The following is a 25927-nucleotide window of genomic DNA, read 5'->3' on the forward strand; positions in this document are numbered from 1 at the left end:
CCCGGCATCGTCCCAAGACCGCCCGCCACTGGACCAGGCCCGCGAACGCGGCTGCGGCCCGACCACCGTCCGGTGACCGGACCACACCACGACCCGCTCATTCGGGGTCGTCCTCGTCGCTCTCCTCGGCGAGCGCGTTCGGGTCGCGCAGGGGCCGCAGGCCGCCGGCGAGGTCGGCGGGCAGCAAGAACGAATAGCGGCCCAAGAGGTTGATGTGGCGGTGTCGGAACGGCGATAGCCGGGTGGCATCCTCGTCACGCACCTCGTGGCCGCCCTCTCGCAGGTGGGTGATGGCGGCGTCGAGATAGCGGGTGTTGAACAACACCAGTGCGTTGAGCACCAGACCCAGCGCGCCGAGCTGGTCCTCCATGCCCTCGTAGTAGCGCTGCCGCAGTTCACCGCGCTTGCCGTGGAAGATGTCACGGCCGAGGGCGTGACGCCCTTCCTGCAGGTTGCCCTGGGACTTCATCGTGCGGCGGTAGTCGGGTTCGTCGGCCATGCGCAGCACATGCAGGGACTTGTGGATGCGGCCGTAGTGGGCGATCGCCTCGCCCAACGGGGTCGGGTTGCCGTCGCGGGACAGCATCCTGATCACGTCGTGCGCCCGCACCGCGCCGGTGTGGATCGAGGCGATCACCCGCAGGATGTCCTCCCAGTGCCGGGCGATCCGTTCCAGGTCGACCCGGCCGCGAGCGGCGGTGTTGAACGGTCCGTAGTCGGCGCGGGTGTCCACCCGCCACAGCTTCTGATCAGGCAGGTCGGCCAGTTGCGGGGCGTAGGTCCAGCCCGCCAGCGACAGGAGCCCGAAGACGATGTCCGAATAAGATGCGGTGTCGGTCACGATGGTCTGCGGGCGGACGCCGCCGTCGCGGTCGTAGAGCACGTCCAGCACATACAAGCTGTCCCGTGGGGTACCGGCCACCACCTTCGCACCGAGCCCGGCGGCCTGATCGTTGACCATGTTCAGCCAGGTCGCGCCCTTGCGGGCCTTGAAGTACTTCGGGTTGTAGCCGGCGTGCACCGTGTTGACCGGGACGACGAACCGCATCCCATCCACGCTCGCGACGTGACCACCGCCCCACAGCCCGGCCAGCCCGATAGCGGCCTGCGCGTCGATCAGAGCGGCGTTCGCAGCCCTGATCGTGTCCAGCCGCAGGTAGTTGGCGTTGACGTGCGCAAGCCGATCTCGCGTCAGAGCCGCCACGCCCGGTTTGGTCACCGGCCGCCAGCCGATGTTGCACGCCTCCGCGACCAGCAGCGCCGCGATCGTCACGTTCAGCTCCGACAGGCGCGCCTCGCCGCCGGTGATCGAGGTGAACGCCGCATCCGCGCCGGTCCAGGAGAACACCTCCAGCAGCACCTCCGGCAGATCGACCCGAGGCAGCATCCGGTGGGTGAACTCGCGCAGGTCGACCAGGCTCGGCGGGTCCGCCTCGGCCAGCAACGCCTTCAGGTGCAGCCGCCCGTCGTCGTCGAAGCTCACCGCCGCGTTGCCCGGCAACCGGGACGCGACGTCGAGGTAGGTGTCGTGCAGCAGCCGCGCCCGCTCGGCCAGATGCTCCGCCGGGTCCTCCGGCAACTCGAGGCTGGCCAGCACCAACGGCTTCGCCGCCGACCAGGCGTCCCCCGCCAGCAGCTTCGCCCGCGGATCACCCCATTTGGAGGAGTTCACGGCGAAGATGTCACGCCGCTTGAGATGCCGGTGGAACTGCTCCAGCACGCAGAAGGTGTAGGCACGCCAGTCCACCGCGCCCGGCTCCAGCTCAGGCCCGGACAGCACCAGCTTGCGCCAGGAGCCGATCAGCAGGGCCTGGTCGATCTCCTCGACGCCGACCTTGTTACGCCCACCGCCCCACAACCCGGGCAGCGCCGTCAACGCCCGCAACACCCGTTCGCCGTCCGGGGCGGCACCGAACGCGATCACCTGGCACAGCAGCGGCAGAAACGGTCGCACCGTCGCGTACCGCTTCACCAGCTCAGCCCGCCACGCCGCGTCGGCATCCTCGTCCGCCGGCCCTGCCAACGCCACGATGTCGGTCAACGCCTTGGTGATCTGCTCGCGCGGCACCACCGCCTCGATCTGCTCCCACACCTGCGCCAGGCTCACCGGCTCGAACGCCACATCCTCCCGCCCGGCGTCCGCAGCGAGGTCCTCACCGGCACCGGTGATCTCCATCAACACCCCGACCACCGCAGCGAGCCGGATGGACGCCTTCCCGAGCTTCGGCCAGGTCTTGACCTTCAGCTTGTTCGACTCCCGCTCCGCCCGCGCCAACAGCTTGCTGGTGATCAGCACATCCAACAGGTCCAGCGCGTCATCGACCGCACGGGTCTGCAGATACACCACAGTGGCCAACAACGTCGCCAACCGGCGGGAATCCGGATGCCGCCGCAGCAGGGTGGCCTTGCCCTCCATCCCATAGCGCGACAGCTCCGCCAACCGGCGCGGCGGCACCACCGAGGCGTCCACCCCGCCGAACCCCAACCCCAGGATCTCCGCCGCGCGCTCCAACGCACCGATCATCGCCGGGCCCGACACCCGGGTCGGCGGCCGACGCAGCTTGTCCAAGGCTGACAACCGCTCCCCGTCGGCAACCTCCAACAGCCGGTCCAACAGCGCCTTCTGCTCGTCGGTCAGCAACACGAACAACGTGTCCCACAACCGCCCGGTGGCCGCGTCACGACGGCCGGCCACCAGACGCACGAGCGTGCTCACCCCCGGCAGCAACGCCCGCCGATCCCGCAACCAGCCCACTGCGGCATCGAACAACGCCTTCGGCCCGTCCCCGGTGGTCCACGCCCGTCCCTCGACCCAATCACCCAACTCGCCCGCGAACCCACCGAACTCGTACCAGCCATCGGCCTCACGGATCTCCCTGGCGTGATCCAGCCGGGTCATCTCCCGATCCCCATAGGACTTCACACACGACGGATCAGCGATCCCCAACTGCTCCGCCAGGTAATCCACCAACTCGACCGGCACCCCATCGAGCGGATCATCCAGAAAACCGCCCGCATACCGAACCGTGGCCAACTGCACGGCGAAGCCGAGCCTGTTGTGATCACGGCGCTTCGACTCGATCAGCGCCAAGTCCACATCATCGAGGAAGAAGTACCGCTCCAACTCGGCCCGAGTGAACCCGCTCGGGAAACGACCGTACGCCGACGCCTGATCGTCGGACAGGAACTCAACCGGCAACGCATCTCTCCTGCTACTGCAACCGCCCACCGCGGCGGAACCGGAACGAACCTCAGCACCACGCAGCAGGGCCGGTCAACTCACGAAACAGCAGGTCAAGACACGATTCAGGCTTAGCGCTGGTTTTCGTTCCAATGTTCCTCAAACGCCAAGGCTCACGCGGAACACCGAAGGTCGTGAGCCATGCCGGCCCCAGTGCGCCGACATGGGAGGCCGAGTCACTCCCCTCCCCCGGTCGACAGCAATGTGCTGCGAGAAGATCGCGAACGGAGGGTTCAGACGAACGAAATCGCCGTGGTGAGGGGTACCAACCTGACCAGGGCCGAAAGGAGCCTGACGAAACCTGACGAAACTCCGGGGATGGTCAGCGCCGGTGGATAGGGGCAGCCTGGTCGGAGCCGACCGAACAACCAGAGCGACCGGCACAGTGATCGACTCCGGTGCCGAGGTCGGCACCCGTTGGAAGGTGCACAGTGACGTGCGGCCGCCGGGCGCCGCAGGCCGGCCCTCCCCTTGGCGTCCAGGGCCGGCCGAAGATCGCTACGACCTGGGACCACGACACAGACGGCACGGTGATCTGTGGCCGTCACGGCGATCCACGACGAGGCCCTGAGTCATGAGGCGTCGAACGACTGGCGGGAGACCGTCGTCCGCTACGGCTCGATCCGCGCCGTCGGAGTGCCGCTCTCGTCCCGCTGTGAAGACCCGGCCGGGTCAGTTCTGGAGGAATTCGAGCAGATCGGAGTGGAAGGTCTCCTTGAAGCCCTCGACGCTCGCGAGCCCGTGCGGCGCCCCCGGATAAACCTTCAGCGTCGCGTCCGGGACGATCGCGGCGGACTTCCGTCCTGCGGCATCGATCGGCACGATCTGGTCGTCGTCACCGTGGATGATCAGCGTCGGGACGTCGAACCGACCGAGATCCTCGGTGAAGTCCGTTTCGGAGAACGCCTTGACGCAGTCCAGCGCGCCCTTGATGCCCAACTGCATGCTCATCAACCAGAACGCGTCCCTCACCCCCTGCGTCACGGAATTGCCCGGCCGGTTGGCGCCGAAGAAGGGCTCGCTCAACTCCCGGTAGAACTGTGACCGGTCCTTGCGGATGCCAGCCCGGATGTCGTCGAAGGCGCCGATCGGGGTGCCCTCGGGGTTGCCCTCGGTGCGCAGCATCAACGGCGGGACGGCGCTGAGCAACACTGCCTTGCTCACTCGTGAGGTGCCGTGGCGCCCGATGTAGCGGGCCACTTCTCCGCCGCCGGTGGAATGTCCCACCAGGATCACGTTGTGCAGGTCGAGCTGCTCGATCACGCTCGCGAGGTCGTCGGCATAGGTGTCCATGTCGTTGCCGGTCCAGGTCTGTTCGGACCGGCCGTGGCCCCGCCGGTCGTGTGCGATCGCGCGGTAGCCTGCCTCGGCGACCACGTTCAGCTGGTCATCCCACACGTCGGAGTGCAAAGGCCAGCCGTGGGAGAAGACGACTGGCGTCCCCACTCCCCAGTCCTTGAAGAAGAGCTTCGTGCCGTCGTTGGTCGTGATCGTGCTCATCAGCAGCACCTCCTTCGTCGCAACGGCCCGTGACGAAGCGGCTCGTGATCGAGCTCGTCACGTCCGCCACGGCAAACGGCAGCCGCACCTCGTGCACCAGGCCTGTCGCCACCGGCCCGCGTTTCGCCTGCTCGGTTGCTGTCCCGACCGACTACCCGAACACCGTGATCACGAACCCGATCGGGTCGTCGGCTCTCGTCTCGAGTGCGGCTGCGGGTGCGCCTCAGTGACCTTCTCGATCATGACCGGCTTCTCCTCTCTCGCCGTCACTCAGGCGGCTGACAACCGCCGGCTCGGAAGCCCGCACCGTGATCGCACCGCAAGTGGTCGGATCTGATCATCCTGCGTTCTTCATCGGGTGGGTCGACCCCGGCGACCGACTGATCTCAGCAGCTCATGCGTAGCTGGGACGGTCGTTGCCGGGCGCGGTGCCGAGGTAGAGGTGGCCGGTCAGATGGCACCAGGCCGGGGAGCGGCCGGACTAGAGCTGGTCTTGTCCCACCTGCCCCGTGCCCGGGGGCAGGTCACGTACTCCTGAACAGCCGGTCCAGATGCACGTCGATCGCGGCGAGCGCGTCCTGGGGCTCGATCACGTCGAGTTCGATCAGGGAGGTGAAGCCGGTGAGGGCGAGGAGCAGGTTGGTCTCGGTCGCCGGGTCGCGGCCGGAGTCGATGTGCCCGTCGGCGATCGCCTGGTGGACCAGCCGCTCGACAAGAGCCCGCCCTTGGGCGAGGCCGCGGCGCGCCTGCTCGTGCACGGCCTCGTCGTGCAGCGCCTCCAGGACGTAGGCGGCGCTCATCCGGCTGGTCGCGCGGGCGTCGGCATGCAGGGGGAGCATTTCCGCGAGAGTCAGTCGCAGCACGTCACGGGGGTGCGGACGGTCACCGAGCTTTGCGAGCCCCTGGTGTATGCGCACCGAGGTCTGCTCGGACGCGAAGTCCATGGCGAAGGTGAGCATGGCGGTCCGGGAGGCGAAGTAGTGCTGCAACTGCCCGAGTGACATGCCCGCCTCCTGCGCCACCACGCGCATCGTCAGCTGTGTGACGCCGCGCTGCTCCACCACCCGCCACAGTGCGCGGGCGATCGCTTCGCGGCGTCCGCGGTGATCCACCTGTTTCGGCATCGCCTGCCCCCTCCCTCGTACCCCGGGACCGTTCCAATACAGTTGACATAATACACCTGACCCATAACCCTGGGGTCCACTCGAGGGGAAGGAATCGTCATGTCCGAACAGCCAAAGGTACGGACCACGGAAGGCGTGGTGCAGGGCCGCAGGCGGCAGGGGCACGCGGTGTTCCGCGGCATTCCCTACGCCCAGCCCCCGGTCGGAGCGCTCCGCTTCGCCGCGCCCGCGCCGCCGCACCGCTGGGAGGGGACGAGGCAGGCGGTCGAGTTCGGCCCCGTGGTGCCGCTGTCCCTGCCGATCGACGTGCCCCCGCAGGGCACCGACTGGCTGACCCTCAACGTCGGCACCCCGGACCCCGGCGCGGCGGGACTGCCGGTGCTGGTGTGGATCCCCGTGGGCGGCTACCTCTCGGCAGCGTCGAGCGACCCGATGTTCGACCCGGCAGCCCTGGCCGAGGCGGGAGTCGTCGTGGTGACCATCAACTGCCGCGTGGGCGCGGAGGGATTCGCGTTCCTCGACGACGTGCCGCCCAACCGCGGATTGCTCGACCAGATCGCGGCGCTCGAGTGGGTGCAGCGCAACATCGCCGCCTTCGGAGGCGACCCCGGCCGGGTCACCGTGGGCGGGGTATCCGCCGGGGCGGGGTCGGTCGCCGCCCTCCTGACGATGACGTCCGCGCGCGGACTGTTCCGGCGGGCCATCGCCCACTCGGTACCGGGGCTGCACAGCACCCCCGCGCTGGCACGGCAGGTCACCGCCGCGTTCGCGGATCGGCTCGGCGCGGCGGCCCCCACCGCCGAGGCCCTGCGTGACATCGACCCATGGCACCTGGCCGCCGAGCTCACTTCCTTCAACGCAGGCCTCCACGCGCACCGGGAGAGCTGGGGACGCCTCACGGAGACCGGCACCGCGCTGTGTCCCGTCGTCGACGGCGAGGTCCTCCCGGAAACGCCCTGGCCAGCGCTGACCGGCGCGCGCGCGAGCGGGACCGAACTGCTCGTCGGCCACGCCCGGGACGAATTCCGGTACTTCAGCGTCATGAGCGGACGGTACGGCACCTTCACCGAGGAGGACGCCCACGCAGCCCTGGAACTGCACGCCCCGCAGCCGGACGGCGCGCGGGCCTACCGTGCCGCGTTCCCGCAGGCAGGCCCGGAGGAGCTGGTGGAGACGGTGTACTCCGACGCCCTCTTCCGCATGCCGTCACAGCAGCTGGCCGAGGCGAACGCCGCAGCAGGCGGCACCTCGTACCTGTTCGAACTGTGCTGGGTTACCCCGGTCCTCGGCGGCATCCTGGGCGCCTGCCACAGCCTCGACGTGCCCCTGGCATTCGGCACGCTGGACAGCCCCGTCGGCACCAAGCTCATCGGCGAGGAGCCCACTCCCGAGGGCGTCGCGCTCTCCCGCGAACTCCAAGAGGCATGGGTCCGCTTCGTCACCACCGGCGACGCGGGCTGGCCCGCCCACCGGCCCGGCGAGCGTCTCACCCGCGTCCTGGACACCGAGTCGACGACGCTGCCCTACCCCGAACAGGCATCCCGCCAGATCTGGGAAGGCCACTCCCCCGCCCCCTTCGATCTCTCGTGATCGTCCGGGTCGGCTCCTACGACTGCGACGCCGCCACTCACCTGCCCCTCCGGGACAGCGCGAACTGGCGTACAGCCAGGCAACACCCGGCTGGCTTGGCAGCAGATCCCCCCGAGGGTGACGGACGACATCAAGAGCCGGGAGAGGCCGACGAGAGAGGGCCCAGGTCACGGATGATCCCGGCCAGGGACCAGATGGGCTCGCTCTCCGCCTCCCTCCACCACACCAGCGCGTACGGCAGCGGCTCCAGATCGGTGAGGCAGGTAGGCGATGTCCGGCCGTGCCCAGTAGCGGGTGACGTGGGCGGGGAAGAGCACCACGAGCTCGTCCATGCTGGCGAGGGCATGTTCGGTCAGCAGCCTGTTCATGATCGGGGCCAGACACGGGCCGCGAACACGGTGCTCAGCAAGGAGACGCCCGGGGGCCCACCCTCGCCGGGCCACCTGCGGTGGGCTGCCTGCGCCGCTGGGGCCGACTCAGCCCGCAGCCGGGTCGGCCTCCGCCTGCCTTGGGCTTCCCCAGGGGCCTCGGGCGAAGCTCGCGCCCGCCCGCAGCATCGTCCGCAGTTCCCAGATGCTGATCGCGCCTGCTCCGAGGGCGCCGGTCGTCGCAGCCACGATCGACGCGGTGGTGATGCCGCCGTCGAGGTGTTCGCCCACGAGATGGAACCCGGCGACGGAGCAGGCCAGCCAGATTCCCACCAACGGATCGAGCACGCTGCCTGCCGCCACCCCGAACGAGTTGTTGTGGATCAGATAGGCGGCGCAGAGCCCGAACCCGATGAACCACAACAGGACGGGCAGCGCGACCAGGGAGAGCAACAGCCGACCGCCGCTCAGATCGAAGTCGCGGGGCATGACCGCGTAGATCAGGCCCTGGAACGAGAAGCCTGCGGGCCAGCCGGGTATCTGGTTTCCCACGGTGAAGAGGAACAGCAGCAGCGCGCCGAGTCCGATGACGATGGTCGGCCGCATCTCGCGGGCCGCGCGTCGTCGGTGACCGCGTTCGGCCCGTATGAGGCAGAAGACGATGATGGCGAGCACGCCCGGGATGCCGGAGATCACGGTGGCGGAGGTGACCTCGAACAGTCCCGCGATGAAGGCGTCCGGGCCGCCGTCCACCAGTTGCACGAGCAGCACGAGGACACCGAGGCTCAAAATGACCCGTGCCTGGAGCAGCCTCTCGAGCAGAGGGGCAGCGGAGTCGACCGCCTCACCCGCCCGACCGTAGGCGGCGGCGTCGAAGAGGATGAGCGAGCGTGGCCCGTAACCGCCGAAGAGCCGCCGCGCGACGCGCCACGGCGCGATCAACCGTAGTATTCCCATGACTTCTCACCCCGGGCAGATTCTGCGGATTCCCCTGAATCGTCAGTGTAGTCGCGAAATCGGATTACTCGGCCGCCTCGGAAATCGACAGACAGGGTCGAACAATGTGCGGTCGATAGCTGTTTCCTACTGGCGAGTTCGACCGCGTCGAATTGACTCACGCCGGCGTGAATCGAACATTGATCTCGTCTTTGCGAGTGGCGTCCGGCGTTCCGGGCAGGCCGGCGACGTCTCGTCGTGGACCTCCGGACTCGGAATCCCGCTGCGTCTCCCCTGGCTCGGCATCGCCGACCTGCGTCCGCCGATGCGACTCTCGTGCTCTGTCGAGATCAGGATGGCGATGCGAGGACGCCGCGCAGAGGCGTCGATCTCGGCAGCAGCGAGTATTGGCGCCTGCTGCGGCGTCGGTGTCCGGAAATCCCCGTCACGGCTCGATGCGATGGCTGCCCCGGCAGCGGTGTTCGGCCGAGGTCAGTCTGCGGCGCAGATGGGCCCGCTCCGGCTCGGTGTGCGCCAGTGCGAGCGCATCCCGATACGCCGTCGCGGCCTCGGCGAACCGGTCGAGCCTGCACAGCAGGTCGCCTCGGGCGGTCGGGTACGGGCTGTAGTCGCGCAGCCGAGGGTCGTCCGCCAGCGTGGCGAGCAGGGTTAGACCTGCCTCGGGGCCGTCGCGCATGGCCACCGCCACCGCCCGGTTCAAGGCCACGACCGGAGACGGCGTCAATCGAAGAAGCACGTCGTAGAGGGCGACGATCTGCGGCCAGTCGGTGCTGATGACGTCCTCGGCTTCGGCATGCAGGGCGGCGATCGCGGCCTGCACCCCGTACGGCCCCGGCGGACCGCCGGTCAGCGCGGTGACCACCAGCGCCCGGCCCTCCTCGATCATCGCCCGGTCCCAGCGGGAGCGGTCCTGCTCGTCGAGCAGCCGGATCTCGCCGTCGCCGCCGGTGCGGGCGTCGCGCCGTGCATGCGTCGACAGCAGCAGCGCGAGCAGTCCGGCGACCTCCCGTTCACCGGGCAGCAGCCGATGCAGGATGCGGGTGAGCCGGAGAGCCTCCTCGGCGATGTCGAGGCGCTGCAGGGTCTGGCCGGAGCTGGCGGCGTAGCCCTCGGTGAAGAGGGAGTAGAGGACCTGGAGCACGCCGGGCAGGCGTTCCGACAGTTCGTCGGGACCCGGGACCCGGAAGGGGATGCGGGCCTGCCGGATCTTCCGCTTCACCCGCACGATCCGCTGGGCCATCGTGGCAGTCGGGATCAGGAATGCCCGCGCGACCTCGGCTGTGGTGAGACCCGCCAGGCACCGCAGGGTCAGGGCTCCTCGATCCTCGGCGGGCAGCGCCGGATGGGCGCAGGTGAAGAAGAGCTGCAACCGCTCGTCGGGGAGATCGCCGTCGGCGTCCGCAGGCGGTGACGGGTCGGCTCGGTCCGCCTCCACCTGCAGGATCGCGAGCCTGGCGGCGTAGGCGGTGTCTCGCCGCAGCCGGTCGACGGCCTTGCGTCGCGCCGTCGTGAGCAGCCAGGCCCCCGGGCTGCGGGGGACGCCGTCGACCGGCCAGTGTGTCAGCGCCGCCTCGACGGCCTCGGAGGCGACCTCCTCCGCCAGGTCGAGATCGCCGAAGCGGTGGACGAGAGCGGCGAGCAGCCTGCCACGTTCCTCGCGGAACGCCGCCTCGATCGATGGCGCCGCCTCGGCGGAGGCCGGTGCGGCTCCTGCGGACCCCACGAGTGGCCTGGCCTGCGAGTCTTCGGCTCCTGCGTCGCTCTCGCCCATCGCCGTCAGCCGGCGAAGTCGCCGAAGTCGGCGATCGGTCGGACCACGACCGAACCTCCGCCGCGCGCGCCGGGGCAGCGGGCCGCCCAGTCGAGGGCGACGTCGAGGTTCGGCACGTCGATGACGTCGTAGCCGCCGAGGACCTCGCGGGTCTCGGCGAACGGCCCGTCAGTGACGTTGCGCTCGCCCGCCTGGTCGACGCGGACGGTCGTCGCGGTGGTCAGGTCCGCGAGCGAGTGCCCGCCGACCAGGACTCCGGCGTCGCGCATCGCCTTCTCGTAGTCCATCCAGTCCTGCGGCTCACATCCCTCTGCGTCGGCCGACCCTGCGTAGATCAACAGCATGTACTTCACGGCCTGTCTCCTGTCGTGGTCCGGCACGGCGGGTCGCCGTACTAGATGACGACGGACGGGGGGTCGTCAAATCGACCGAGGCGACCAAGATTCTTCTGGCCGACGTCCCGACCGCACTGCGCCGCTCGTCCGCCCCCCCGCTCAGGTCCGCCGCCGCCGCGCCGCCCGGTCCGCCTGCGCAGCGTCGGAGGACGCGCCGCTGTGCCGATCACCGTGCGTCCCCGCGACGCCGTCTCGCTCAGCGCAGGCCGCCGAAGAAGTCCCGGATGTCGGCCACCAGCGTCTCGGGGTCGGCCATGGCCACCAGGTGGCTGAGACTGGTGTGGTCCGACCACCGGCAGTCTCAGCTCACGGCCTTCCTGACGAGGTCGGTGATCGCCTTCTCCGCTTCGTCGCTCAACTCGGTTACGGCGTAGGAGGTGGGCCATAGGCCGTCGTCGCCGTCGAGGTGCGCCTCTGGTGTGAAGCCGAAGCTGGAATAACGTTCCTTGTCGACCTGGCCGCTACGGAAGAAGCACACGACCTTCCCTTTCCTGGCATAGGCAGGCTGCCCGTACCACAGCTTCGGTGACAACTCCGGGGCGTTGGCGGTGACGATGGCGTGAATGCGTTCGGCCGAGGCGCGGTCCGACGCCGCCATCTCGGCGATCTTCGCCAGGACGTCGAGTTCCTCGGCCGCCGCCTTGTTGCCGCGACCTCGGCTCGCCTCCTTCGTCAATTCGGCGGCGCGTTCCTTCATGGCAGCACGTTCTTCCTCGGAGAAGCCGTTCGTGCTCATCGCTGTCACTCCCCTGTTCGCGATCGGCGTGCATTGCCCCTGACGCTAAGGGCGGACCGGGCCGCACGCTTCTTGATTCCTGATCGATGCCCGCTTCGCCTGCGACTCGCCGCCGATTGTCGTTCGGTCCGATCGACCGGCGGCGGTTTCACGGGCCACGCAGACCGGTCAGGAATCAAGAAGCCCGCGCCCGGCAGCGCTACCTAGCGTGTTGACCGTGAACCTCACCATTGCGCACGTCTTCCTGCCGCACACCGATCCCGAGGCCGCGCTGGGCTTCTACCGTGACCTCCTGGGCTTCGAGGTGCGCAACGACGTCGGCTACGAGGGCATGCGCTGGATCACCGTCGGGCCGGTGGGCGTGCCCGGCGCGTCGATCGTTCTGCAACCGCCCGCCGCCGATCCCGGCGTCACCGATGCGGAGCGCCGCACCATCGTCGAGCTCATCGCCAAGGGCGTCTACGCCGCTGTCACCTTGGCCGCCGACGACCTCGACGGGCTCTTCGATCGCCTCCAAGCCGCAGGCGTCGACGTCGTCCAGGAACCCGTCGTCCAGGGCTACGGGGTCCGCGACTGCGCGTTTCGCGATCCCGCGGGCAACCTCGTCCGCATCAATCAGCGCACCTGAGCGAACCGGCCCGCACGGCCCCCGCCAGGCCGACCGACCCCCACCGCACGAAGGAGCCATTCGATGGCGCTCTCTCTCGACATCATCACCCTCGGAGTACCGCAGCAGGCAGCCGCTCACGCCTTCTACGCGGCCGCGTTCTCCGTCACGGCCGCCGCCGACGAGCAGCCCGCTCACCTTGACCTGCACGGCACGGGGCGGCTGGCCCTCCAGCAGATCGACGCACTGGCCGCCGACGTCGACGCCGACCCGGCGACCACAGGCTTCCGCGGTTACGTCCTGTCCTGCGCCGTCGACCAGCCCGCCGAGGTGGAGGCGCTCCTCGGCACCGCCACCGTTCAGGGCGCCACGGTCGTCAGGCAGGCGAAGAAGCAGTTGTTCGGCGAGTTCACCGCTGTCCATCGGGCACCGGACGGTGCTGTCTGGAAACTAGCCGCCGCGACGAAGAAGAACACCGCTCCCGTCCCCGACCCGCCGAAGCCGACCGAGACCGCCGTCTTCCTCGGCGTCGCAAGCCCGAAGGCGTCCCTGGTGTTCTACACGGCGTTGGGCATGAGCGTGGACCGCGACTACGGCGACACGTTCATCGACTTCACCATCTCCGACGGCGTATGCAGGCTGGGGCTGCTGACCCGCAAGGCCCTGGCCAAGGACGCGGGCGTGGCCGAGGTGGGGGACGGGTTCTCCGCACTCGTCCTCACCCACCTCGCCGGGTCCCGGGAGGAGGTCGACGCGCTGCTCGCCGCCGCCGAATCCGCAGGCGGCCGGGTCGCGGCCGCCGTAGCCCACCCGGACCGGGGTGCCTACGCCGGGTACTTCACGGACCCCGACGGCTACCACTGGCGAGTCACCACCGCAGCGTGAGCGTGCACGGCCGGTCCGGCGGCGCGAGGGCGCGTCCGGGCTGGACCGGCCGCTCGTTCGCCGGGGCTCGACAGGCGTAGCGAGAAAGCAGACATTCGGCGGGCGGCGGACCGGGCGGCGCGGGTCCCGGTGAGCTGCCGACAGCCTGCGAACCGCCGGAGGACGTCTACCTGCTCGGACGTCCTCATCAGCCGTCCGAGCGGGCCGGCCTGCGGCGACACGACGCCGAGCATGTCCGAGTAACGGAGTGACGGACCGGCGTGCGCCGTTTCCCGGCGCTCCTCGTCGTCCGCGGGCGGCCCGTATCCGTGCTCCGATGCCGGGCTGCTCGTCGGCAGCCGCGCTCGACGACGAACCCGGTGCCGAGGCCCTCCCGATCCGCGGAGGTCTCCGCCGGGCTGTCACGCCCGAGGCAGACACCGGTCGTCATGAGTACGACCTCCGGGCGGCTGCTCCGCCTCTTGCCGCTGCTGCACACCCCGGAGGACTGGCCGGGCGGCGAGCCGGCCGAGCGATTGCGGGTCAGGCGTCTGCCTCGGCCCTCTCCGTCAACGACGCGACGGCGGTGAGGAACCGCTCGTGCATCTCCAGCTGTGCCCAGTGCCCGCACTTCTCCACCAGCACGAGTTCGGCCCCGTCGATCCGGTCTGCCGCTGTCACCGAGCCCGCCGGGTCGACCAGCGGATCGGCCGTGCCGTGGAAGAGCAGCGTCGGGACGCTGATCCGATGCACCTCGCCGAGGGCGTTGTTCCGCATCCGTCTCGGCCCGATGGCGGCCTTGTTGTAGCGGCCGTAGACGTAGCCCGCGCGGGGCCTGCGCGACTCCCGGACGAACTCGTCCACCACCTCGGGCGGCACGGTGTGCCGGTCATGCACCATCTGGTTGAGCGCGGTGCGGACGAATCTGTTGGCGAGTGCGCTCAGGGGCACGAGGATCGGGTCGGGCAGCAGGGTGGCGAGCCAGGCCATGTGATGCGCGACGGGGTTCTTGTATCGCTCGATGAGGCCGCCCGCCGCCACGGCGATCAGGCCCGCGCACCGCGTGGGATGACGCAGGGCGAACTGGATCGCGACCTCCCCGCCCATCGAGACCCCGCACACGATCACCCGCTCGATCGCGAGCGCGTCGAGCAGGGCGGCCAGCAGATCGGCCATGTCCGCCGCCGTCTCGGCGTAGGGAACTCCCTCGGTATAGCCGAATCCGGGCAGGTCCGGGGCAATGACCCGGCGTTCGCGGCGCAGCGGGTCCAGCAGTCGGAACCAGGAGATCGCGGCGTTGTCCGCTCCGCCGCCGTGCACCAGCAGCATCGGGACGCCCTCGCCGGGGTCGCTGCCTTCGAGCACGCGAACGCGGCCGCCGCGCAGCGCTACGAAGGTCTCCAGCGCACCGGGCGGGAGAAGGCGTTCGCTCACGTCGTGACCTCCGTGGTGGTGGCGAGCAGTTCGTCGACGAATGCGGTCAACGCGTCCTTTCCGGCGCCGATGTCGGCGTCGGGGGGTTCCAGTGCGCCTGCCACCAGCGCGGCCATCCCCCGCACCGTCGCCTCGGGATCGTCGGAGGCGGCGGACAGTCCCAGGGTGAAGGTGGTCAGGACCTCGGTGAGGGTGCCGTCGAGATCGCCGGTCAACACTCCGGCGTCGAGAAGCCGAGCGAGGTAGCGCCGCCCCGCCGCGATGCGCGCCGCCACTCTGGCGGCCCGGCGGGCGTCGACCCGGCCAGCAGGAGTCGAGGAGGCCTCGGTCCAGATCGTCCACAACAGCGGGTGGTCTCGCAGGGTCGACGCGGAGTGTCGGTAGACCTGGGAGAGCAGGCCGCCTCGGTCGTCGGCGAGGGCGGCGTCGCGCAGGGCATGCAGCAGCCGGGCGAACTCGCGGGTCACCATTGCGTCCAGGAGTTCGTCCCGAGATTCGAACCGCAGGTACAGCAGCCCCTTCGACACCCCGGCGGCTCGCGCGATGTCGTTCATCGACGCCTTGGCCGCACCATGCCGGAGCACCAGGGCATGAGCGACGTCGAGGATCTCCTGCGCGTCGGGAGCATGTCGGGGCATGACGCGTAAGTTACCAGATGACCGATTCGGTTCAAGTGGTCATCTGTCGAGTCCTGCGCAGCACTCCACGTCGGCGCAGCCTGCGATCGTCTGTCCAGGTCGCGAATCGCGGTCCATGCCTGCGGCGCCGCGTCGTGGGGCACGCCAGGCCGCCCCAGCCTCAGTCTCAGCCGCGCGGAGGAAGCCGACTCCGCGCACTCGGCACTCCTGCGCCGGTCCTGCTCCGTGCACTCGCCGCCGATCCCGCGCGCTGGGCAGGGACGGCGGCCGAGCGCATCGCCCGCCGGTCGGACCGAGGAGTCCCGGCAGGCCACACCGTCGATGCTGAACCCGCCGGGGATAGTGTCCCGGCCATGGCAACCAGGAGCGATGGTCATCCGGCCACGCCGTCCGCGCAGCGGTCGGCCGCCGCGTCACCCGCATCCGACTCGCCCGGCGGGCCGTCGGAGAACCCGGCCGGGGTCGCACCGCTGATCGAGCCCGACGACCTCGGCAGACAGGCGGTGCGGGACCTGATCGCCGAGCATCTCGCGGACATGCACGCCACCTCTCCTGCGGAGAGCGTGCACGCCCTGGACCATGCGGGCCTGCGCGCGGCCGGGGTGTCGTTCTGGACGTCGTGGGACGGCGGGACGCTGCTGGGGTGTGCGGCGCTGAAGCAGCTCTCGCCCACCGAGGGCGAGATCAAGGCGATGCGGACCCGGCCTGCGGCACGTGGTCGCGGCGTTGCCGCGCATCTGCTCGCCTTCCTGATCGAGGAGTCCCGCCGACGCGGCTATCACCGGCTCAATCTGGAGACGGGCAGCGAGGACTTCTTCGCACCTGCTCGCCGCCTCTACGCCCGGCACGGCTTCGTCTTCTGCCCGCCGTTCGCCGACTACGTCCCCGACCCGAACAGCGTGTTCATGACCCGAAGCCTCTCGGCGTCGGCTCCGGCGCCTGCCGACTGCTGAGCCGTCCACCCGAGGGGCCCCGAGGCGCAGTTCGCTCAGTCCGGCCCCGCCTCTCTCCCCGTCGTTCGACTCCGATCGGGTGCCTGCGTCGCAACGAGGTATGCGGCCTCGCCGCGGTCCCGGCTACGACCCGTCCGCCGCCCCGTCGACGGCGATGTCCAGCTCCGTGAGGAACGCCGTCGCCGCCGGACCGAGGGGGACGCGGTTCCAGACGAGGTACTCGATCCGGGCGGGGGCGTCGCGTACCGGGATCGTGACCACGCCCGTGAGGTGCGGCGTGTAGTGCGACGGAAGCAGCGCGATGCAGAGGTTCTGCCGGACGAGCCGCGTCATCATCAGGTCGACGGTGGTCACCTCGAAGGCCACCTCGCGCTGCACGCCCGCTGCGGCGAAGGCCTGGTCAGACTGCGCGCGCCCCGCCGTCCCCGCAGGCAGGTCCACGAAGGCCTCGTCGGCCAGCCGGGCGAGGTCGACCTCGGCCTGTCCCGCAAGCCGATGGCCGGGTGCGACCACGGCCACCAGCCGGTCCTCGGCCAGGCGCCGGGCCTCGACGCCTGCGGGCCGGGTCGTCACGGGCAGGCCGAGGAAGGCCAGTTCGAGGGTGCCCTCCTTGACCTGGTCGATGAGCTGCTCGCTGGGGCCGACGCGCAGACCGATGCGGACCTGGGGATACCGCTGATGGAAGGCGCGCAGGGCGGCTGGGATGTCGACCGCCGCGACGGTGGGGATCACTCCGACGGCGAGTCGCCCCCGGATCTCGCCGACGGCCGAGGCGACGTCGGCGGCGGCCCGCTCGGCGGCGTCGAGGCACCGACGGGCGGCAGGCAGGAAGGCCTCGCCTGCCTGCGTCAACCGGACCCGGCGGCTCGTGCGGTCGAAGAGCCGGGCACCGAGTTCCCGTTCCAGCCGTGCGATCTGATGGCTGAGCGCGGACTGGACGACGAGACACCGCTGGGCGGCCCTGGTGAAGCTGCTCGTCTCCGCGACGGCGACGACGTAGCGCATCTGGTGAAGCTCCATCCATCTATCGTGAATCACGATAGATCACGTGACAAACATGTGTTGGACTCATTGATGCTGCGCGTCGATCCTGGATCGCGTGACGAAACTGGTGACATCACCGACCCGCATCGGACTGGCGGGCATCGCGCTGACGGCGTTCGCGCCCGTGGTGTGGGGCACGACGTACGTGGTCACCACCGAGCTGCTCCCGCCGGGTCACCCGCTGTTCGCGGCCCTGGTGCGTGCCCTGCCCGCAGGCGTGATCGCGCTGGCGATCACCCGCACCCTGCCGCGCGGCACCTGGTGGCTGAAGGCGGCGACGTTGGGCGTCCTCAACATCGGCGTGTTCCTGCCGCTGCTGTTCATCTCCGCTGAGCGACTGCCCGGCGGTGTCGCCGCCACACTGGCCGCCGCGCAGCCGCTACTCGTGGCGATCCTGGCCGTCACGGTGCTTCAGCAGCGGGTGTCGGCCTGGACGCTCGCGTGGGGGGCGGCGGGCGGCGTGGGCGTCGGGCTGGTGGTCATCGGTCCGGAAGCGGGCTTCGACGCGGTCGGCGTACTGGCCGGTCTCGGCGGTGCGGGTGCGATGGCACTCGGTGTGACGCTGACGAAACGCTGGGGACGGCCCGCAGGCGTCAGCCCGACGGCGTTCGCGGGGTGGCAGCTCGCCGCAGGCGGTCTGCTCCTTCTGCCGGTGATGCTGCTGTTCGAGGGCACACCGCCTGCCGTCGACACGAGCGCCGCGCTCGGCTACCTCTGGCTCGGCATCCCCGGCGGCCTGATCGCCTACATCCTGTGGTTCCGGGGCGTCACCACGCTGCCGGTGACCTCCGTGGCCGTTCTCACCCTGCTGTCGCCGATGGTCGCCGCCCTGCTCGGCGCGGTCCTGCTCGGCCAGCTGCTCGGACCGATTCAGCTGCTCGGTTTCGCCGTCGCCCTCGCGGCGATCGTGGCAGGTCAGCTCGCCCCGAAATCCTCAACCACGAAGCCCATGAAGGAAAGGATCGACCGTTGAAGATCACCGTCATCGGAGCCGCCGGAATGGCGGGCTCCCGAGTCGTCACCGAAGCCGTGCGCCGAGGGCACCACGTCACCGCCGTCATTCGCAGCTCGAGACCGGACGCACTGCCCGCCGAGGCGACTCTCATCCGCGGCGATGCCACCGACGTCGAGCACCTGCGGAGCCTGCTCGGTGGCGCCGACGCGATCGTCGGCGCCACCCGCCCCGCTCCCGGCGAGGAGGACACCGTCGCCGCGACCACCTCGGCCCTGCTCGACGCCGCCGCAGCCGCCGAGACCCGTGCCCTGTTGATCGGCGGTGCCGCGCCCCTGCTGAGCCCGGCGGGCGGCCTGGTGTTCGACGACGACCGGTTCGTGCCGTCGTTCGTACGTCCGATCGCCGCAGCCAGCATCGTGCAGTGGGAGGTCTGCCGCACCCATGACGCCGACTGGGTCTACCTGAGCCCGCCTGCCATGCTCGAACCCGGCGTCCGGACCGGTGCCTATCGGCGTGGCACCACCACGCTCGTGGTGGCAGCAGACGGCACGTCCCGGATCTCGGCGGAGGACTTCGCCGTCGCCGTCGTCGACGAGTTGGAGAATCCCGGCCCGGATCGTCACATCACCGTCGGCTACTGACCGGCCTGCGATCACGGGGGCATGACGGCCCGCGTCCGCGCCGAGGGGATTCGCTCCGACGACGGGCCGTCACCGGCCGGGTGCCTGAGTCTCGACGCGATCTCCGTGCCCGCGCTCCACGGCCGCGACGTCGTCACGGGCGACCTATCCCGGTCGAGATCGAGTGGCGCGGGCGCGGTCCGTGGCCCGGTCGACGCCGTCGATCGCCGAGGGTGACGGTCAGCCGATCACGAGGATCACCGTGTAGAACCTAGAGCGATGACGAACCGCACCGGCGCAGATCCCACCCCGAGCAGGGTGGCGCTCGCCCGTCCGCTGCTGAACGCGGTCGCCGCGCTCGTGGTCATCGGGGTGTTCTGGCAGCCCGCGATCGTCGACGCGCCTGCGCCGTGGTCGGCCGTCGTCGGAATCGTCTCGGCCTCGGTCGCGGCGGCGGCGATGCTGGCGCGTTGGCGGTTTCCGGAACTCTCCGCAGCGGCGGCGGGCGTCGCGACGATCGTGGCGAGCGTCCTCGGGGTGTGCCAGGACCCGATGCTCGCTGCGGCGTGGTGCCTCTATCCGGTCGCCCTCGCCCGGTCCGCCCGGGCCCGTGTCCTCGCGTTCCTCGTCGGTGCCGTCCTGGCCGTGGCGATGACGACGGGCATCCCTGGCGTGGGAACGGACAGTACGGTGCAGCGGCTGGTGATCGCAGCGGCGGCATTGGGTGCCGCCTGGTTGTCGGGGGTCGCGGTGGGCAGACAGATCGACACGGCATTGGAGGTCGAGCGCGCCCGAGCTCGCGAGCAGGCGACTCGGGTACAGCTCGACGTCGCCCGCGACGTGCACGACGTGGTGGGACACGCCCTCGGGGTGATCGGCGCCGAGGCCGGGGTGACCCGAGGCCTGCCCGACGCGGACGAGCAGGAGCTCCGCGATGCGCTGGGCGACATCGAAGGGCACGCCAGGACTGCGCTGGAGGAGATCCAGGCGCTGGTCCGTTCCCTGCGATCCGGTCCGGACCGAGGAGCACTCCTCGTGGCGCCGGACGCGGACGGCGCCCTGACGCGGCTCCCCTCGTTGATCGCCGCGACGCGTGCCGCCGGAGTCGCGGTCGACGCACGGATCATGGTGCACGATTCGGTCGACGAGGTGGTCGGCATGGTGGCCACCCGAATCGTTCAGGAGGCACTGGGCAACGTCGTGCGACATGCACCCGGCGCGGCCTGCACCGTGGAACTCGAGCAGGACGGTGCCGAGGTCGTGGTGCGCGTCCGCGACGACGGGCCCGGGGCGCCGGAGGCCGCGACGGGCGGCTTCGGGTTGGCGGGAATGCGGGAGCGGGCCCGACTGGTCGGCGGCACCGTGACGTGGCGGAACCGGCCGGATCGCGGATTCGACGTCGAGGCCAGGCTCCCGTCGGGAGGAAGGCCGTGACCGACGCGGTGTCCGACACCGAGGCCCTGCCGATCCGGGTCTTCCTCGCGGATGACGACGACCGGTTCCGAGGCGCGTACCGGAAGCTGTTCGACCGCACGGCGGGATACCGGGTCGCCGGGGAGGCGGCGGACGGAACCCAGGCGGCCCGGCGGATCCTCGCGCTCGCACCCGACGTGGCGTTGCTCGACGTGCAGATGCCCGGCGGCGGAGGTCTGGCGGCGGCCCGGTGTGTTCTCGAGGCGAGCGACCGCATCCGGGTGATCATGCTGACGACCTTCGACCTGGACGAGTACGTGCACGAGGCCCTGACCCTGGGCGCGGCAGGCTTCCTGCTGAAGAACGCCGCTCCGCCGGAGGTGCTGCACGCGGTGCGCACGGTGCACGCGGGCAACGCCATGCTCGCCCCGGAGGTCACCGCGCGACTGATGCGCCGGTTCGCGCCGCCGAGGCCGCCACGACGGCACGCGTTCGCGGACCACACGCTGTCCGAGCGCGAGGTGCAGGTGATCCGGCTGGTGGCTCGCGGATACTCGAATCAGCGGATCGCGGACGAGCTGTTCCTGAGCATCGAGACCGTGCGCACCTATCTGCGCCGGATGTTCGCCAAGCTCGACGTGAACGACCGCACTCACCTGGCGGTGCTGGCCTACGAGGCCGGACTGCTCCACGAGCCGCGCTGAGCTGTCTACTTCCGGGGGACGCGGGCGGGACTGCCGCTGCCGCAGGCTGGGCGCCACCAGCAACGGCGACGGAATAGAGAAGACGCGTGATCGAGGCTTTCCAGCTCAGCAAGCACTATCAGCACACCAGGGCCGTCGACGACGTCACGTTCACCGTGCGACCCGGCCGCGTCACGGGCTTCCTCGGTCCCAACGGCGCCGGGAAGTCCAGCACGCTGCGGATGCTCCTGGGGCTGGACGCGCCCACCAGTGGAACCGCGTTGATCAAGGGCACTCGTTATCGAGACCTCCGACACCCGCTGCACACGGTCGGGGCACTACTGGACAACGCGGGCCCGGTGCCGGAGCGCCGGGCGATCGATCACCTCGCCTGGATCGCCCAGTCCAATCGACTCCCCCGAAGGCGGGTGTCGGAGGTACTCGAGGTCGTCGGCCTCGCCGACGCCGCGAGACGACGAGTCACGAAGTACTCACTCGGGATGAAGCAGCGGCTGGGGATCGCCGCAGCGCTGCTCGGGGAGCCCGAGATCCTCATCCTCGACGAGCCGGTGAACGGCCTCGATCCGGACGGGATTCGCTGGATCAGGAACTTCCTGCGTGACTACGCGGCGGCAGGTCGGACCGTGCTGCTCTCCAGTCATCTGATGACGGAGACGGCCGACACCGCGGACGACGTCGTCGTCATCGACCACGGCCGGATCGTCACCCAGGGGCCGCTCTCCGAGGTGACCGCAGGGCACGCCTCGTTGGAGGAGGCGTTCTTCGCCCTCACCGGTGACCGGCGCGGATCGGGACGGTGACCGCGATGTTCGCCGCGATCCGATCCGAACTGACCAAGATCGTCACCCTGCCGGGAGTGTGGATCTTCACCGGGATCATCCTCGGTCTGCACGTCTTCGTCCTGGCCCAGCCCCTGGATCTGTCCATCGAGGCGATCGAGAACATGACGCCCGACGGCGACGTCGAGGTGTTCATCGGTCTGCCGCAGCCTGCGGAGGAGGCGGTCCTCGGCCTCCTCGCCGGCTCGTCCCTCCAGCTCAGCCTGCTGCTCCCCGCCCTCGCCGCCGTGATCGCGGGCCAGGAGTTCCGTTCGCACCAGCTCGCCTCGACACTGCTCGCGACTCCCCGCCGAGGCAGGCTGTTCGCCGCGAAGGTCCTCGCCGCCACGCTGTGCCTGCTCCTGGTGGCCGTGCTGATCGCCGGGATCTCCACCGCGTTCACCTACGTGGTGATCAGGGACTGGAATCCGAGCCTGCTGATCTCGGCGGAGGCGCTGCTGATCAACGGCAGCTTCCTGGCCTTCGCCGTGCTGTTCGCCCTGGTCGGCCTGGCGGTCACCATCGCGGCCCGCAGCACGCTCGTCGGCGTCGTGGTCACCGTCGCGCTGATCGCTCTCACGATGACGCAGGCGTTGACCAGCATCGCCCCGGCGCTGGACGCGCTGACTCCGCTGAGCGCGGGCCGGAACCTACTGCTGGACCCGGGCATCAACGAGCTCACCGCAGGCCCGATGCACGGACTGATCGTGCTCGTCTGCTGGGCGGCGGCCGCCATCGGCGTCGCAGGCGTCGCCATCGCCAGAAGGGACGCCCGATGAGCACGGCGCAGCACCTCGCCGGACCCGCGTCCGCGACGGCCGTCAGGTTCACCGACGTCCTGTCCGCCGAGGTCACCAAGATCCGCACCCTGCCTGCACCCTGGATCGCCGTGGTCGTCGCCTTCGCGGCGAACACCCTGCTCGGCGCCCTCGCGGCGACGGACACCATGCGCTTCGCTGGTCCCGACGGCCAGATCTCGATCGGACAGTTCGGGACGCTGCTGCTGTCACCTGCCTACGCCTTCATCGCGGTCGCCGTCTTCGCCGCAGGTAGCGAGTACCGGTCCGGTCAACTCGGCGTCAGCCTCGCGGCCGTGCCGAACCGCACCAGGCTGTCGGCGGCGAAGCTGTCGGCGACGGCGATGATCTGCGTACTCGCGGCCGTGCCCGTCACCGGGCCCGGGTATCTCCTCCAGCACTACCCCGACCTCGTGGCGGGCGACCTGCGGGCGGCCCAGCTGCTCACCGGCCTCGGGACGGTCGTCGGCGTCTACCTGCTGCTCAGCCTGATCGGCTACGGCCTCGCCGTCGTGGTCAAGAGCGTCGTCACACCCGTCGCGGCGCTCTTCGCCATCCCGATCCTCGTCTCGCCCATGCTCCAGGGGGCACTGCCGGACGTGGTGCGGCTCCTGCCGCATGAGGCGGCGCTGAGCATTCTGGGCAACCCGACCGACCCGAGTTCGGCGCTCGACGTCGGTGCGGCATCGCTCACCCTGTCCGGCTGGGCGGCGGTCTTCGTCCTGCTGTCCTGCTGGTGTCTCGCCCGTCGGGACAGTCACGGCGGCTGACCCCGGGAACGCTCCGATCCGGGCAGCGTCGCTCGGTCGATCCGCCGCTGCCTGCTCGATCGGCATGGCGGCTGCGCTGATCGACTCGGCGGCGACGGGCCTGCCGCGCGGGCGGCGGCTCCGTCGCGGGTCGGCGAACAGGACGGGCGTCGGCCGTCGTGATCGATCGCGCACGCCTTCAGAATCCGGCGAACCTCCTCGCGGATCGTGTCGAAACTCCGTCATCGGCTCCGAGGTATCGGTGCAGCGCGGCCCACGGCCGAGTGGGCCGCGCCCGATGAGTCGATGAAGGAGAAGCTCATGAGCGACGACACGACGGCCACGGTCGAGACCTCCCCTGCGGCGTCCGGGGCCGAGGAGTCCGAGACGACGGCTGCGGAGACCGCGACGCCCAGTGCCGAGGTGACCCGCCTCGACCGACTGGTCGGCACCTGGACGGTGACCGGCGGGGTCACCGGCACCGTACGGTTCGAGTGGTTGGAGGGCGGGTTCTTCCTCCGCCAGCACGTCGACCTCGTGCAGTACGGCGCGAGGGTGCGCGGCATGGAGGTCGTCGGACACACCCGGCCCTTCGGCGGCGTGCCGTCGGCCGAGGTGTGGTCGCGGTACTACGACGACTCGGGCAACACCTTCGACTACGTCTACGAACTGGCCGGTGACACGCTCACCATCCGGGGCGGGGAGAAGGGGCCACCCGCCTACTACACCGGCCGGTTCAGCGAGGACGGCGACCCCCTCGAAGGCGCGTGGGTGTATCCGGGCGGGGGCGGCTACTCGGACACGATGACCAGGGTTCGCGACTAGAACGCGCCGCGGGCCAGGCCTCGACCGATCGTCGTCGACGCTCCGGCGCCGGCGACGCCCCCGAGGGGCGCGCGATGACGGTGATCACGTCGCCAGACGAGGAGAGACGCATGAAGTACATCCTGTTGGCCTACACGAAGGTGACGGACTGGGACGCGGTCGACGTGACCAGTCCCGAGTTCCAGGCCCTGTGCGAGTTCTACGCGGAGCTGGGCCGGGAACTGACCGAGAGCGGTGAACTGCTGGCGACCGAGGGCCTGGACCACCCCGCGCTGAGCAGGACCGTCCGCCCGCAGGACGGCGGCCCCGTCGCGGTGGACGGGCCGTTCGCCGAGGCCAAGGAGGCGCTGGCCAGCTTCTCGATCATCGACGTCGTCGACCACGAGCGGGCGCTGACCGTCGCGGCCAGGATCGTCGACGCCGTCGGCGACACGGTCGAGGTGCGCCCCATGTCCGGAATCCCGAGCGACGCCCCGGCGCAGGCCTGACGTCGATGTCGATTCCCACCGCTGTCGAGGGCCTGCTGCGCGATCTCGCTCCGCAGGTCCTCGGCGCGCTGGTGCGCCGCTACGGGCATTTCGACGCAAGCGAGGACGCCGTGCAGGAGGCGCTGCTGATCGCGGCGACCCGGTGGCCGGCCGACGGCGTTCCCGAAGAGCCGAGATCGTGGCTGATCCGGGTGGCGGGCCGCCGACTCGTCGACGAACTGCGCAGCAGTCAGGCCCGTCGAGAGCGCGAGGCCGCCGAGGCCCGGCGCATCCCGCAGGCCGAGTTCCTCGCGCCGCCGCCCGAGACACACCGCGAGTCCGAGCACGACGACTCGCTGGCGATGCTGTTCCGCTGCTGTCACCCCGCGCTGAGCCCGCCGTCGCAGGTCGCGCTCACGCTGCGGGCCGTCGGCGGGCTGACCACCATCGAGATCGCCCGCGCGTTCCTGATTGCCGAGGCGACCATGGGGCAGCGCATCAGCCGGGCCAAGAAGCGCATCACGGCCTCCGGGATCGGCTTCCGCCCGCCCCGGGACACCGAGCGGGCGGCCCGGCTGGACGCCGTGTCCCAGGTCCTCTACCTGATCTTCACCGAGGGGCACACCAGCACCTCGGGGGAGGCGCTGCACCGTGCGGACCTGTCGGCCGAGGCGATCCGTCTGACCCGAATGGTCCAAGCGGCTCTCCCCCGCAACGGCGAGGTGGCCGGGTTGCTGGCCCTCATGCTGCTCACCGACGCGCGTCGCGCGGCCCGCACCGGACCTGCGGGGGAACTGATCCCGCTGGCGGAACAGGACCGCACCCGTTGGGACGCGAGTGCGGTGGCGGAGGGCACGGCTCTGATCAGCGAGGCGATGGCACGCACCACGCCGGGCCCGTATCAGCTCCAGGCGGCGATCGCGGCCGTCCACGCCGAGCCGGTGCGCGCCGTGGACACCGACTGGCCGCAGATCCTCGGGCTGTACCGGCTGTTGGAGCGGCTGACCGGAAACCCGATGGTCACACTCAACCTCGGCGTGGCCGCCGCGATGGTCCACGGTCCCGAGGCGGGGCTGCGGCTGCTGGCCTCACTGGACGCCGACGAGCGACTTCGTGGACACCATCGCCTCGCGGCGGTGCGTGGCCACCTGTGGGAGCCGGCCGGTGACCACGAGGCGGCGGCGTACGCCGAGGCGGCTCGTCGCACGCTCAGCCTCCCCGAGCAGCGGTATCTCCTCGGCCGTGCAGTCAGGCTGCGCGACGGGCCTGCGGGGTGACGACCGTGGTCGTCGAGTCGACTTGCCGCTCGACGGCCACGGTCTCGTCCACTGCGCTCGGCTCGATCGCACGTCGCAGC

The 25927-nt window shown here is 70.4% G+C and carries 25 protein-coding genes; 14 read left to right on the forward strand and 11 right to left on the reverse strand.

The window, feature by feature from the left end; all coding sequences use genetic code 11:
- Positions 1 to 97: 97 nt before the first annotated feature.
- The 3 genes from UA75_RS15775 to UA75_RS15790 form a co-directional block, all read right to left on the reverse strand.
- Positions 98 to 3199, reverse strand: coding sequence for a Tn3 family transposase (locus UA75_RS15775; protein ID WP_075740895.1), 3102 nt, complete (start codon positions 3197 to 3199; stop codon positions 98 to 100).
- A gap of 714 nt (positions 3200 to 3913) precedes the next feature.
- Positions 3914 to 4741, reverse strand: a complete 828-nt coding sequence (locus UA75_RS15780; RefSeq protein ID WP_075743854.1) for an alpha/beta fold hydrolase — start codon at positions 4739 to 4741, stop codon at positions 3914 to 3916.
- Positions 4742 to 5265: 524 nt separating this feature from the next.
- The gene (locus UA75_RS15790; protein WP_075740897.1) at positions 5266 to 5865 is read right to left on the reverse strand and encodes a TetR/AcrR family transcriptional regulator; all 600 of its coding nucleotides are present in this window, start codon (positions 5863 to 5865) and stop codon (positions 5266 to 5268) included.
- Between the two features lie 99 nt (positions 5866 to 5964).
- Between UA75_RS15790 and UA75_RS15795 the strand changes: the two genes are divergently transcribed.
- On the forward strand, positions 5965 to 7455 hold the full coding sequence (locus tag UA75_RS15795) for a carboxylesterase/lipase family protein (protein ID WP_075740898.1): 1491 nt from the start codon (positions 5965 to 5967) through the stop codon (positions 7453 to 7455).
- Between the two features lie 167 nt (positions 7456 to 7622).
- On the opposite strand, the gene UA75_RS15800 is transcribed toward UA75_RS15795, so the two are convergent.
- The 5 genes from UA75_RS15800 to UA75_RS15820 all read right to left on the reverse strand — a co-directional run bounded on the left by UA75_RS15800 (position 7623) and on the right by UA75_RS15820 (position 11682).
- Entirely contained in the window at positions 7623 to 7823 is a 201-nt protein-coding gene (locus tag UA75_RS15800; RefSeq protein WP_198043041.1) for a hypothetical protein, read from the reverse strand.
- Positions 7824 to 7931: 108 nt separating this feature from the next.
- The gene (locus tag UA75_RS15805) at positions 7932 to 8780 is read right to left on the reverse strand and encodes a hypothetical protein (protein ID WP_157434210.1); all 849 of its coding nucleotides are present in this window, start codon (positions 8778 to 8780) and stop codon (positions 7932 to 7934) included.
- A gap of 424 nt (positions 8781 to 9204) precedes the next feature.
- Positions 9205 to 10551 carry an RNA polymerase sigma factor gene (locus tag UA75_RS15810; RefSeq protein ID WP_083683232.1) on the reverse strand — a complete coding sequence of 449 codons (1347 nt, stop codon included), beginning with the start codon at positions 10549 to 10551 and terminating at the stop codon, positions 9205 to 9207.
- Positions 10552 to 10556: 5 nt separating this feature from the next.
- Entirely contained in the window at positions 10557 to 10904 is a 348-nt protein-coding gene (locus UA75_RS15815) for a YciI family protein (RefSeq protein ID WP_075743855.1), read from the reverse strand.
- Between the two features lie 343 nt (positions 10905 to 11247).
- A complete protein-coding gene (locus UA75_RS15820; RefSeq protein WP_075740900.1) occupies positions 11248 to 11682 on the reverse strand; it encodes an iron chaperone in 435 nt (144 codons plus the stop codon).
- 217 nt (positions 11683 to 11899) lie between these two features.
- On the opposite strand from UA75_RS15820, the gene UA75_RS15825 reads away from it, so the two are divergent.
- Together UA75_RS15825 and UA75_RS15830 are read left to right on the forward strand one after the other, a co-directional pair.
- Complete coding sequence (locus tag UA75_RS15825; protein WP_075743857.1) at positions 11900 to 12310, forward strand: VOC family protein; 411 nt, start codon at positions 11900 to 11902, stop codon at positions 12308 to 12310.
- A gap of 63 nt (positions 12311 to 12373) precedes the next feature.
- Complete coding sequence (locus tag UA75_RS15830; RefSeq protein ID WP_075740901.1) at positions 12374 to 13174, forward strand: VOC family protein; 801 nt, start codon at positions 12374 to 12376, stop codon at positions 13172 to 13174.
- Positions 13175 to 13696: 522 nt separating this feature from the next.
- On the opposite strand, the gene UA75_RS15835 is transcribed toward UA75_RS15830, so the two are convergent.
- Together UA75_RS15835 and UA75_RS15840 are read right to left on the reverse strand one after the other, a co-directional pair.
- Positions 13697 to 14587, reverse strand: coding sequence for an alpha/beta fold hydrolase (locus tag UA75_RS15835; RefSeq protein ID WP_075740902.1), 891 nt, complete (start codon positions 14585 to 14587; stop codon positions 13697 to 13699).
- Positions 14584 to 15225, reverse strand: a complete 642-nt coding sequence (locus tag UA75_RS15840; RefSeq protein ID WP_075740903.1) for a TetR/AcrR family transcriptional regulator — start codon at positions 15223 to 15225, stop codon at positions 14584 to 14586. Before UA75_RS15840 ends, UA75_RS15835 begins: the two co-directional genes overlap by 4 nt.
- 353 nt (positions 15226 to 15578) lie before the next feature.
- On the opposite strand from UA75_RS15840, the gene UA75_RS15845 reads away from it, so the two are divergent.
- Positions 15579 to 16178: a GNAT family N-acetyltransferase gene (locus UA75_RS15845; protein ID WP_083683233.1), complete on the forward strand. Its 600-nt coding sequence runs from the start codon at positions 15579 to 15581 to the stop codon at positions 16176 to 16178.
- A gap of 123 nt (positions 16179 to 16301) precedes the next feature.
- Here UA75_RS15845 and UA75_RS15850 read toward each other — a convergent pair whose 3' ends face one another.
- Positions 16302 to 17198, reverse strand: coding sequence for a LysR family transcriptional regulator (locus UA75_RS15850; protein WP_075740904.1), 897 nt, complete (start codon positions 17196 to 17198; stop codon positions 16302 to 16304).
- A gap of 88 nt (positions 17199 to 17286) precedes the next feature.
- Between UA75_RS15850 and UA75_RS15855 the strand changes: the two genes are divergently transcribed.
- The 10 genes from UA75_RS15855 to UA75_RS15900 all read left to right on the forward strand — a co-directional run bounded on the left by UA75_RS15855 (position 17287) and on the right by UA75_RS15900 (position 25847).
- Positions 17287 to 18195, forward strand: a complete 909-nt coding sequence (locus tag UA75_RS15855) for an EamA family transporter (RefSeq protein WP_261340764.1) — start codon at positions 17287 to 17289, stop codon at positions 18193 to 18195.
- Complete coding sequence (locus tag UA75_RS15860; RefSeq protein WP_075740905.1) at positions 18192 to 18818, forward strand: NAD(P)-dependent oxidoreductase; 627 nt, start codon at positions 18192 to 18194, stop codon at positions 18816 to 18818. The genes UA75_RS15855 and UA75_RS15860 overlap by 4 nt, the downstream gene beginning before the upstream one ends.
- A 258-nt stretch (positions 18819 to 19076) precedes the next feature.
- Entirely contained in the window at positions 19077 to 20231 is a 1155-nt protein-coding gene (locus UA75_RS15865) for a sensor histidine kinase (protein ID WP_083683234.1), read from the forward strand.
- Positions 20228 to 20914, forward strand: coding sequence for a response regulator transcription factor (locus tag UA75_RS15870; protein WP_232237778.1), 687 nt, complete (start codon positions 20228 to 20230; stop codon positions 20912 to 20914). The genes UA75_RS15865 and UA75_RS15870 overlap by 4 nt, the downstream gene beginning before the upstream one ends.
- Before the next feature lie 86 nt (positions 20915 to 21000).
- Positions 21001 to 21714 carry an ABC transporter ATP-binding protein gene (locus UA75_RS15875; protein ID WP_075740906.1) on the forward strand — a complete coding sequence of 238 codons (714 nt, stop codon included), beginning with the start codon at positions 21001 to 21003 and terminating at the stop codon, positions 21712 to 21714.
- The gene (locus tag UA75_RS15880; RefSeq protein WP_083683235.1) at positions 21711 to 22511 is read left to right on the forward strand and encodes a hypothetical protein; all 801 of its coding nucleotides are present in this window, start codon (positions 21711 to 21713) and stop codon (positions 22509 to 22511) included. Before UA75_RS15875 ends, UA75_RS15880 begins: the two co-directional genes overlap by 4 nt.
- Entirely contained in the window at positions 22508 to 23299 is a 792-nt protein-coding gene (locus UA75_RS15885) for a hypothetical protein (protein ID WP_075740907.1), read from the forward strand. Before UA75_RS15880 ends, UA75_RS15885 begins: the two co-directional genes overlap by 4 nt.
- A gap of 300 nt (positions 23300 to 23599) precedes the next feature.
- A complete protein-coding gene (locus UA75_RS15890) occupies positions 23600 to 24103 on the forward strand; it encodes a hypothetical protein (RefSeq protein WP_232237779.1) in 504 nt (167 codons plus the stop codon).
- A 110-nt stretch (positions 24104 to 24213) separates the two neighbouring features.
- The gene (locus UA75_RS15895; protein ID WP_075743864.1) at positions 24214 to 24591 is read left to right on the forward strand and encodes a YciI family protein; all 378 of its coding nucleotides are present in this window, start codon (positions 24214 to 24216) and stop codon (positions 24589 to 24591) included.
- 5 nt (positions 24592 to 24596) lie between these two features.
- Positions 24597 to 25847: an RNA polymerase sigma factor gene (locus UA75_RS15900; protein WP_075740908.1), complete on the forward strand. Its 1251-nt coding sequence runs from the start codon at positions 24597 to 24599 to the stop codon at positions 25845 to 25847.
- Positions 25848 to 25927: the final 80 nt, after the last annotated feature.

Source organism: Actinoalloteichus sp. GBA129-24, from assembly GCF_001941645.1.
GTDB classification, from domain to species: Bacteria; Actinomycetota; Actinomycetes; order Mycobacteriales; family Pseudonocardiaceae; genus Actinoalloteichus_A; species Actinoalloteichus_A fjordicus.

Coding starts and splice junctions, on each gene's coding strand:
- UA75_RS15850 (WP_075740904.1), bottom strand. CDS start 17,198: ATGGAGCTTCACCAGATGCGCTACGTCGTCGCCGTCGCGGAGACGAGC.
- UA75_RS15780 (WP_075743854.1), bottom strand. CDS start 4,741: ATGAGCACGATCACGACCAACGACGGCACGAAGCTCTTCTTCAAGGAC.
- UA75_RS15885 (WP_075740907.1), top strand. CDS start 22,508: ATGAGCACGGCGCAGCACCTCGCCGGACCCGCGTCCGCGACGGCCGTC.
- UA75_RS15840 (WP_075740903.1), bottom strand. CDS start 15,225: ATGCCCCGACATGCTCCCGACGCGCAGGAGATCCTCGACGTCGCTCAT.
- UA75_RS15830 (WP_075740901.1), top strand. CDS start 12,374: ATGGCGCTCTCTCTCGACATCATCACCCTCGGAGTACCGCAGCAGGCA.
- UA75_RS15845 (WP_083683233.1), top strand. CDS start 15,579: ATGGCAACCAGGAGCGATGGTCATCCGGCCACGCCGTCCGCGCAGCGG.
- UA75_RS15890 (WP_232237779.1), top strand. CDS start 23,600: ATGAGCGACGACACGACGGCCACGGTCGAGACCTCCCCTGCGGCGTCC.
- UA75_RS15790 (WP_075740897.1), bottom strand. CDS start 5,865: ATGCCGAAACAGGTGGATCACCGCGGACGCCGCGAAGCGATCGCCCGC.
- UA75_RS15900 (WP_075740908.1), top strand. CDS start 24,597: ATGTCGATTCCCACCGCTGTCGAGGGCCTGCTGCGCGATCTCGCTCCG.
- UA75_RS15805 (WP_157434210.1), bottom strand. CDS start 8,780: ATGGGAATACTACGGTTGATCGCGCCGTGGCGCGTCGCGCGGCGGCTC.
- UA75_RS15865 (WP_083683234.1), top strand. CDS start 19,077: ATGACGAACCGCACCGGCGCAGATCCCACCCCGAGCAGGGTGGCGCTC.
- UA75_RS15810 (WP_083683232.1), bottom strand. CDS start 10,551: ATGGGCGAGAGCGACGCAGGAGCCGAAGACTCGCAGGCCAGGCCACTC.
- UA75_RS15795 (WP_075740898.1), top strand. CDS start 5,965: ATGTCCGAACAGCCAAAGGTACGGACCACGGAAGGCGTGGTGCAGGGC.
- UA75_RS15800 (WP_198043041.1), bottom strand. CDS start 7,823: ATGAACAGGCTGCTGACCGAACATGCCCTCGCCAGCATGGACGAGCTC.
- UA75_RS15820 (WP_075740900.1), bottom strand. CDS start 11,682: ATGAGCACGAACGGCTTCTCCGAGGAAGAACGTGCTGCCATGAAGGAA.
- UA75_RS15895 (WP_075743864.1), top strand. CDS start 24,214: ATGAAGTACATCCTGTTGGCCTACACGAAGGTGACGGACTGGGACGCG.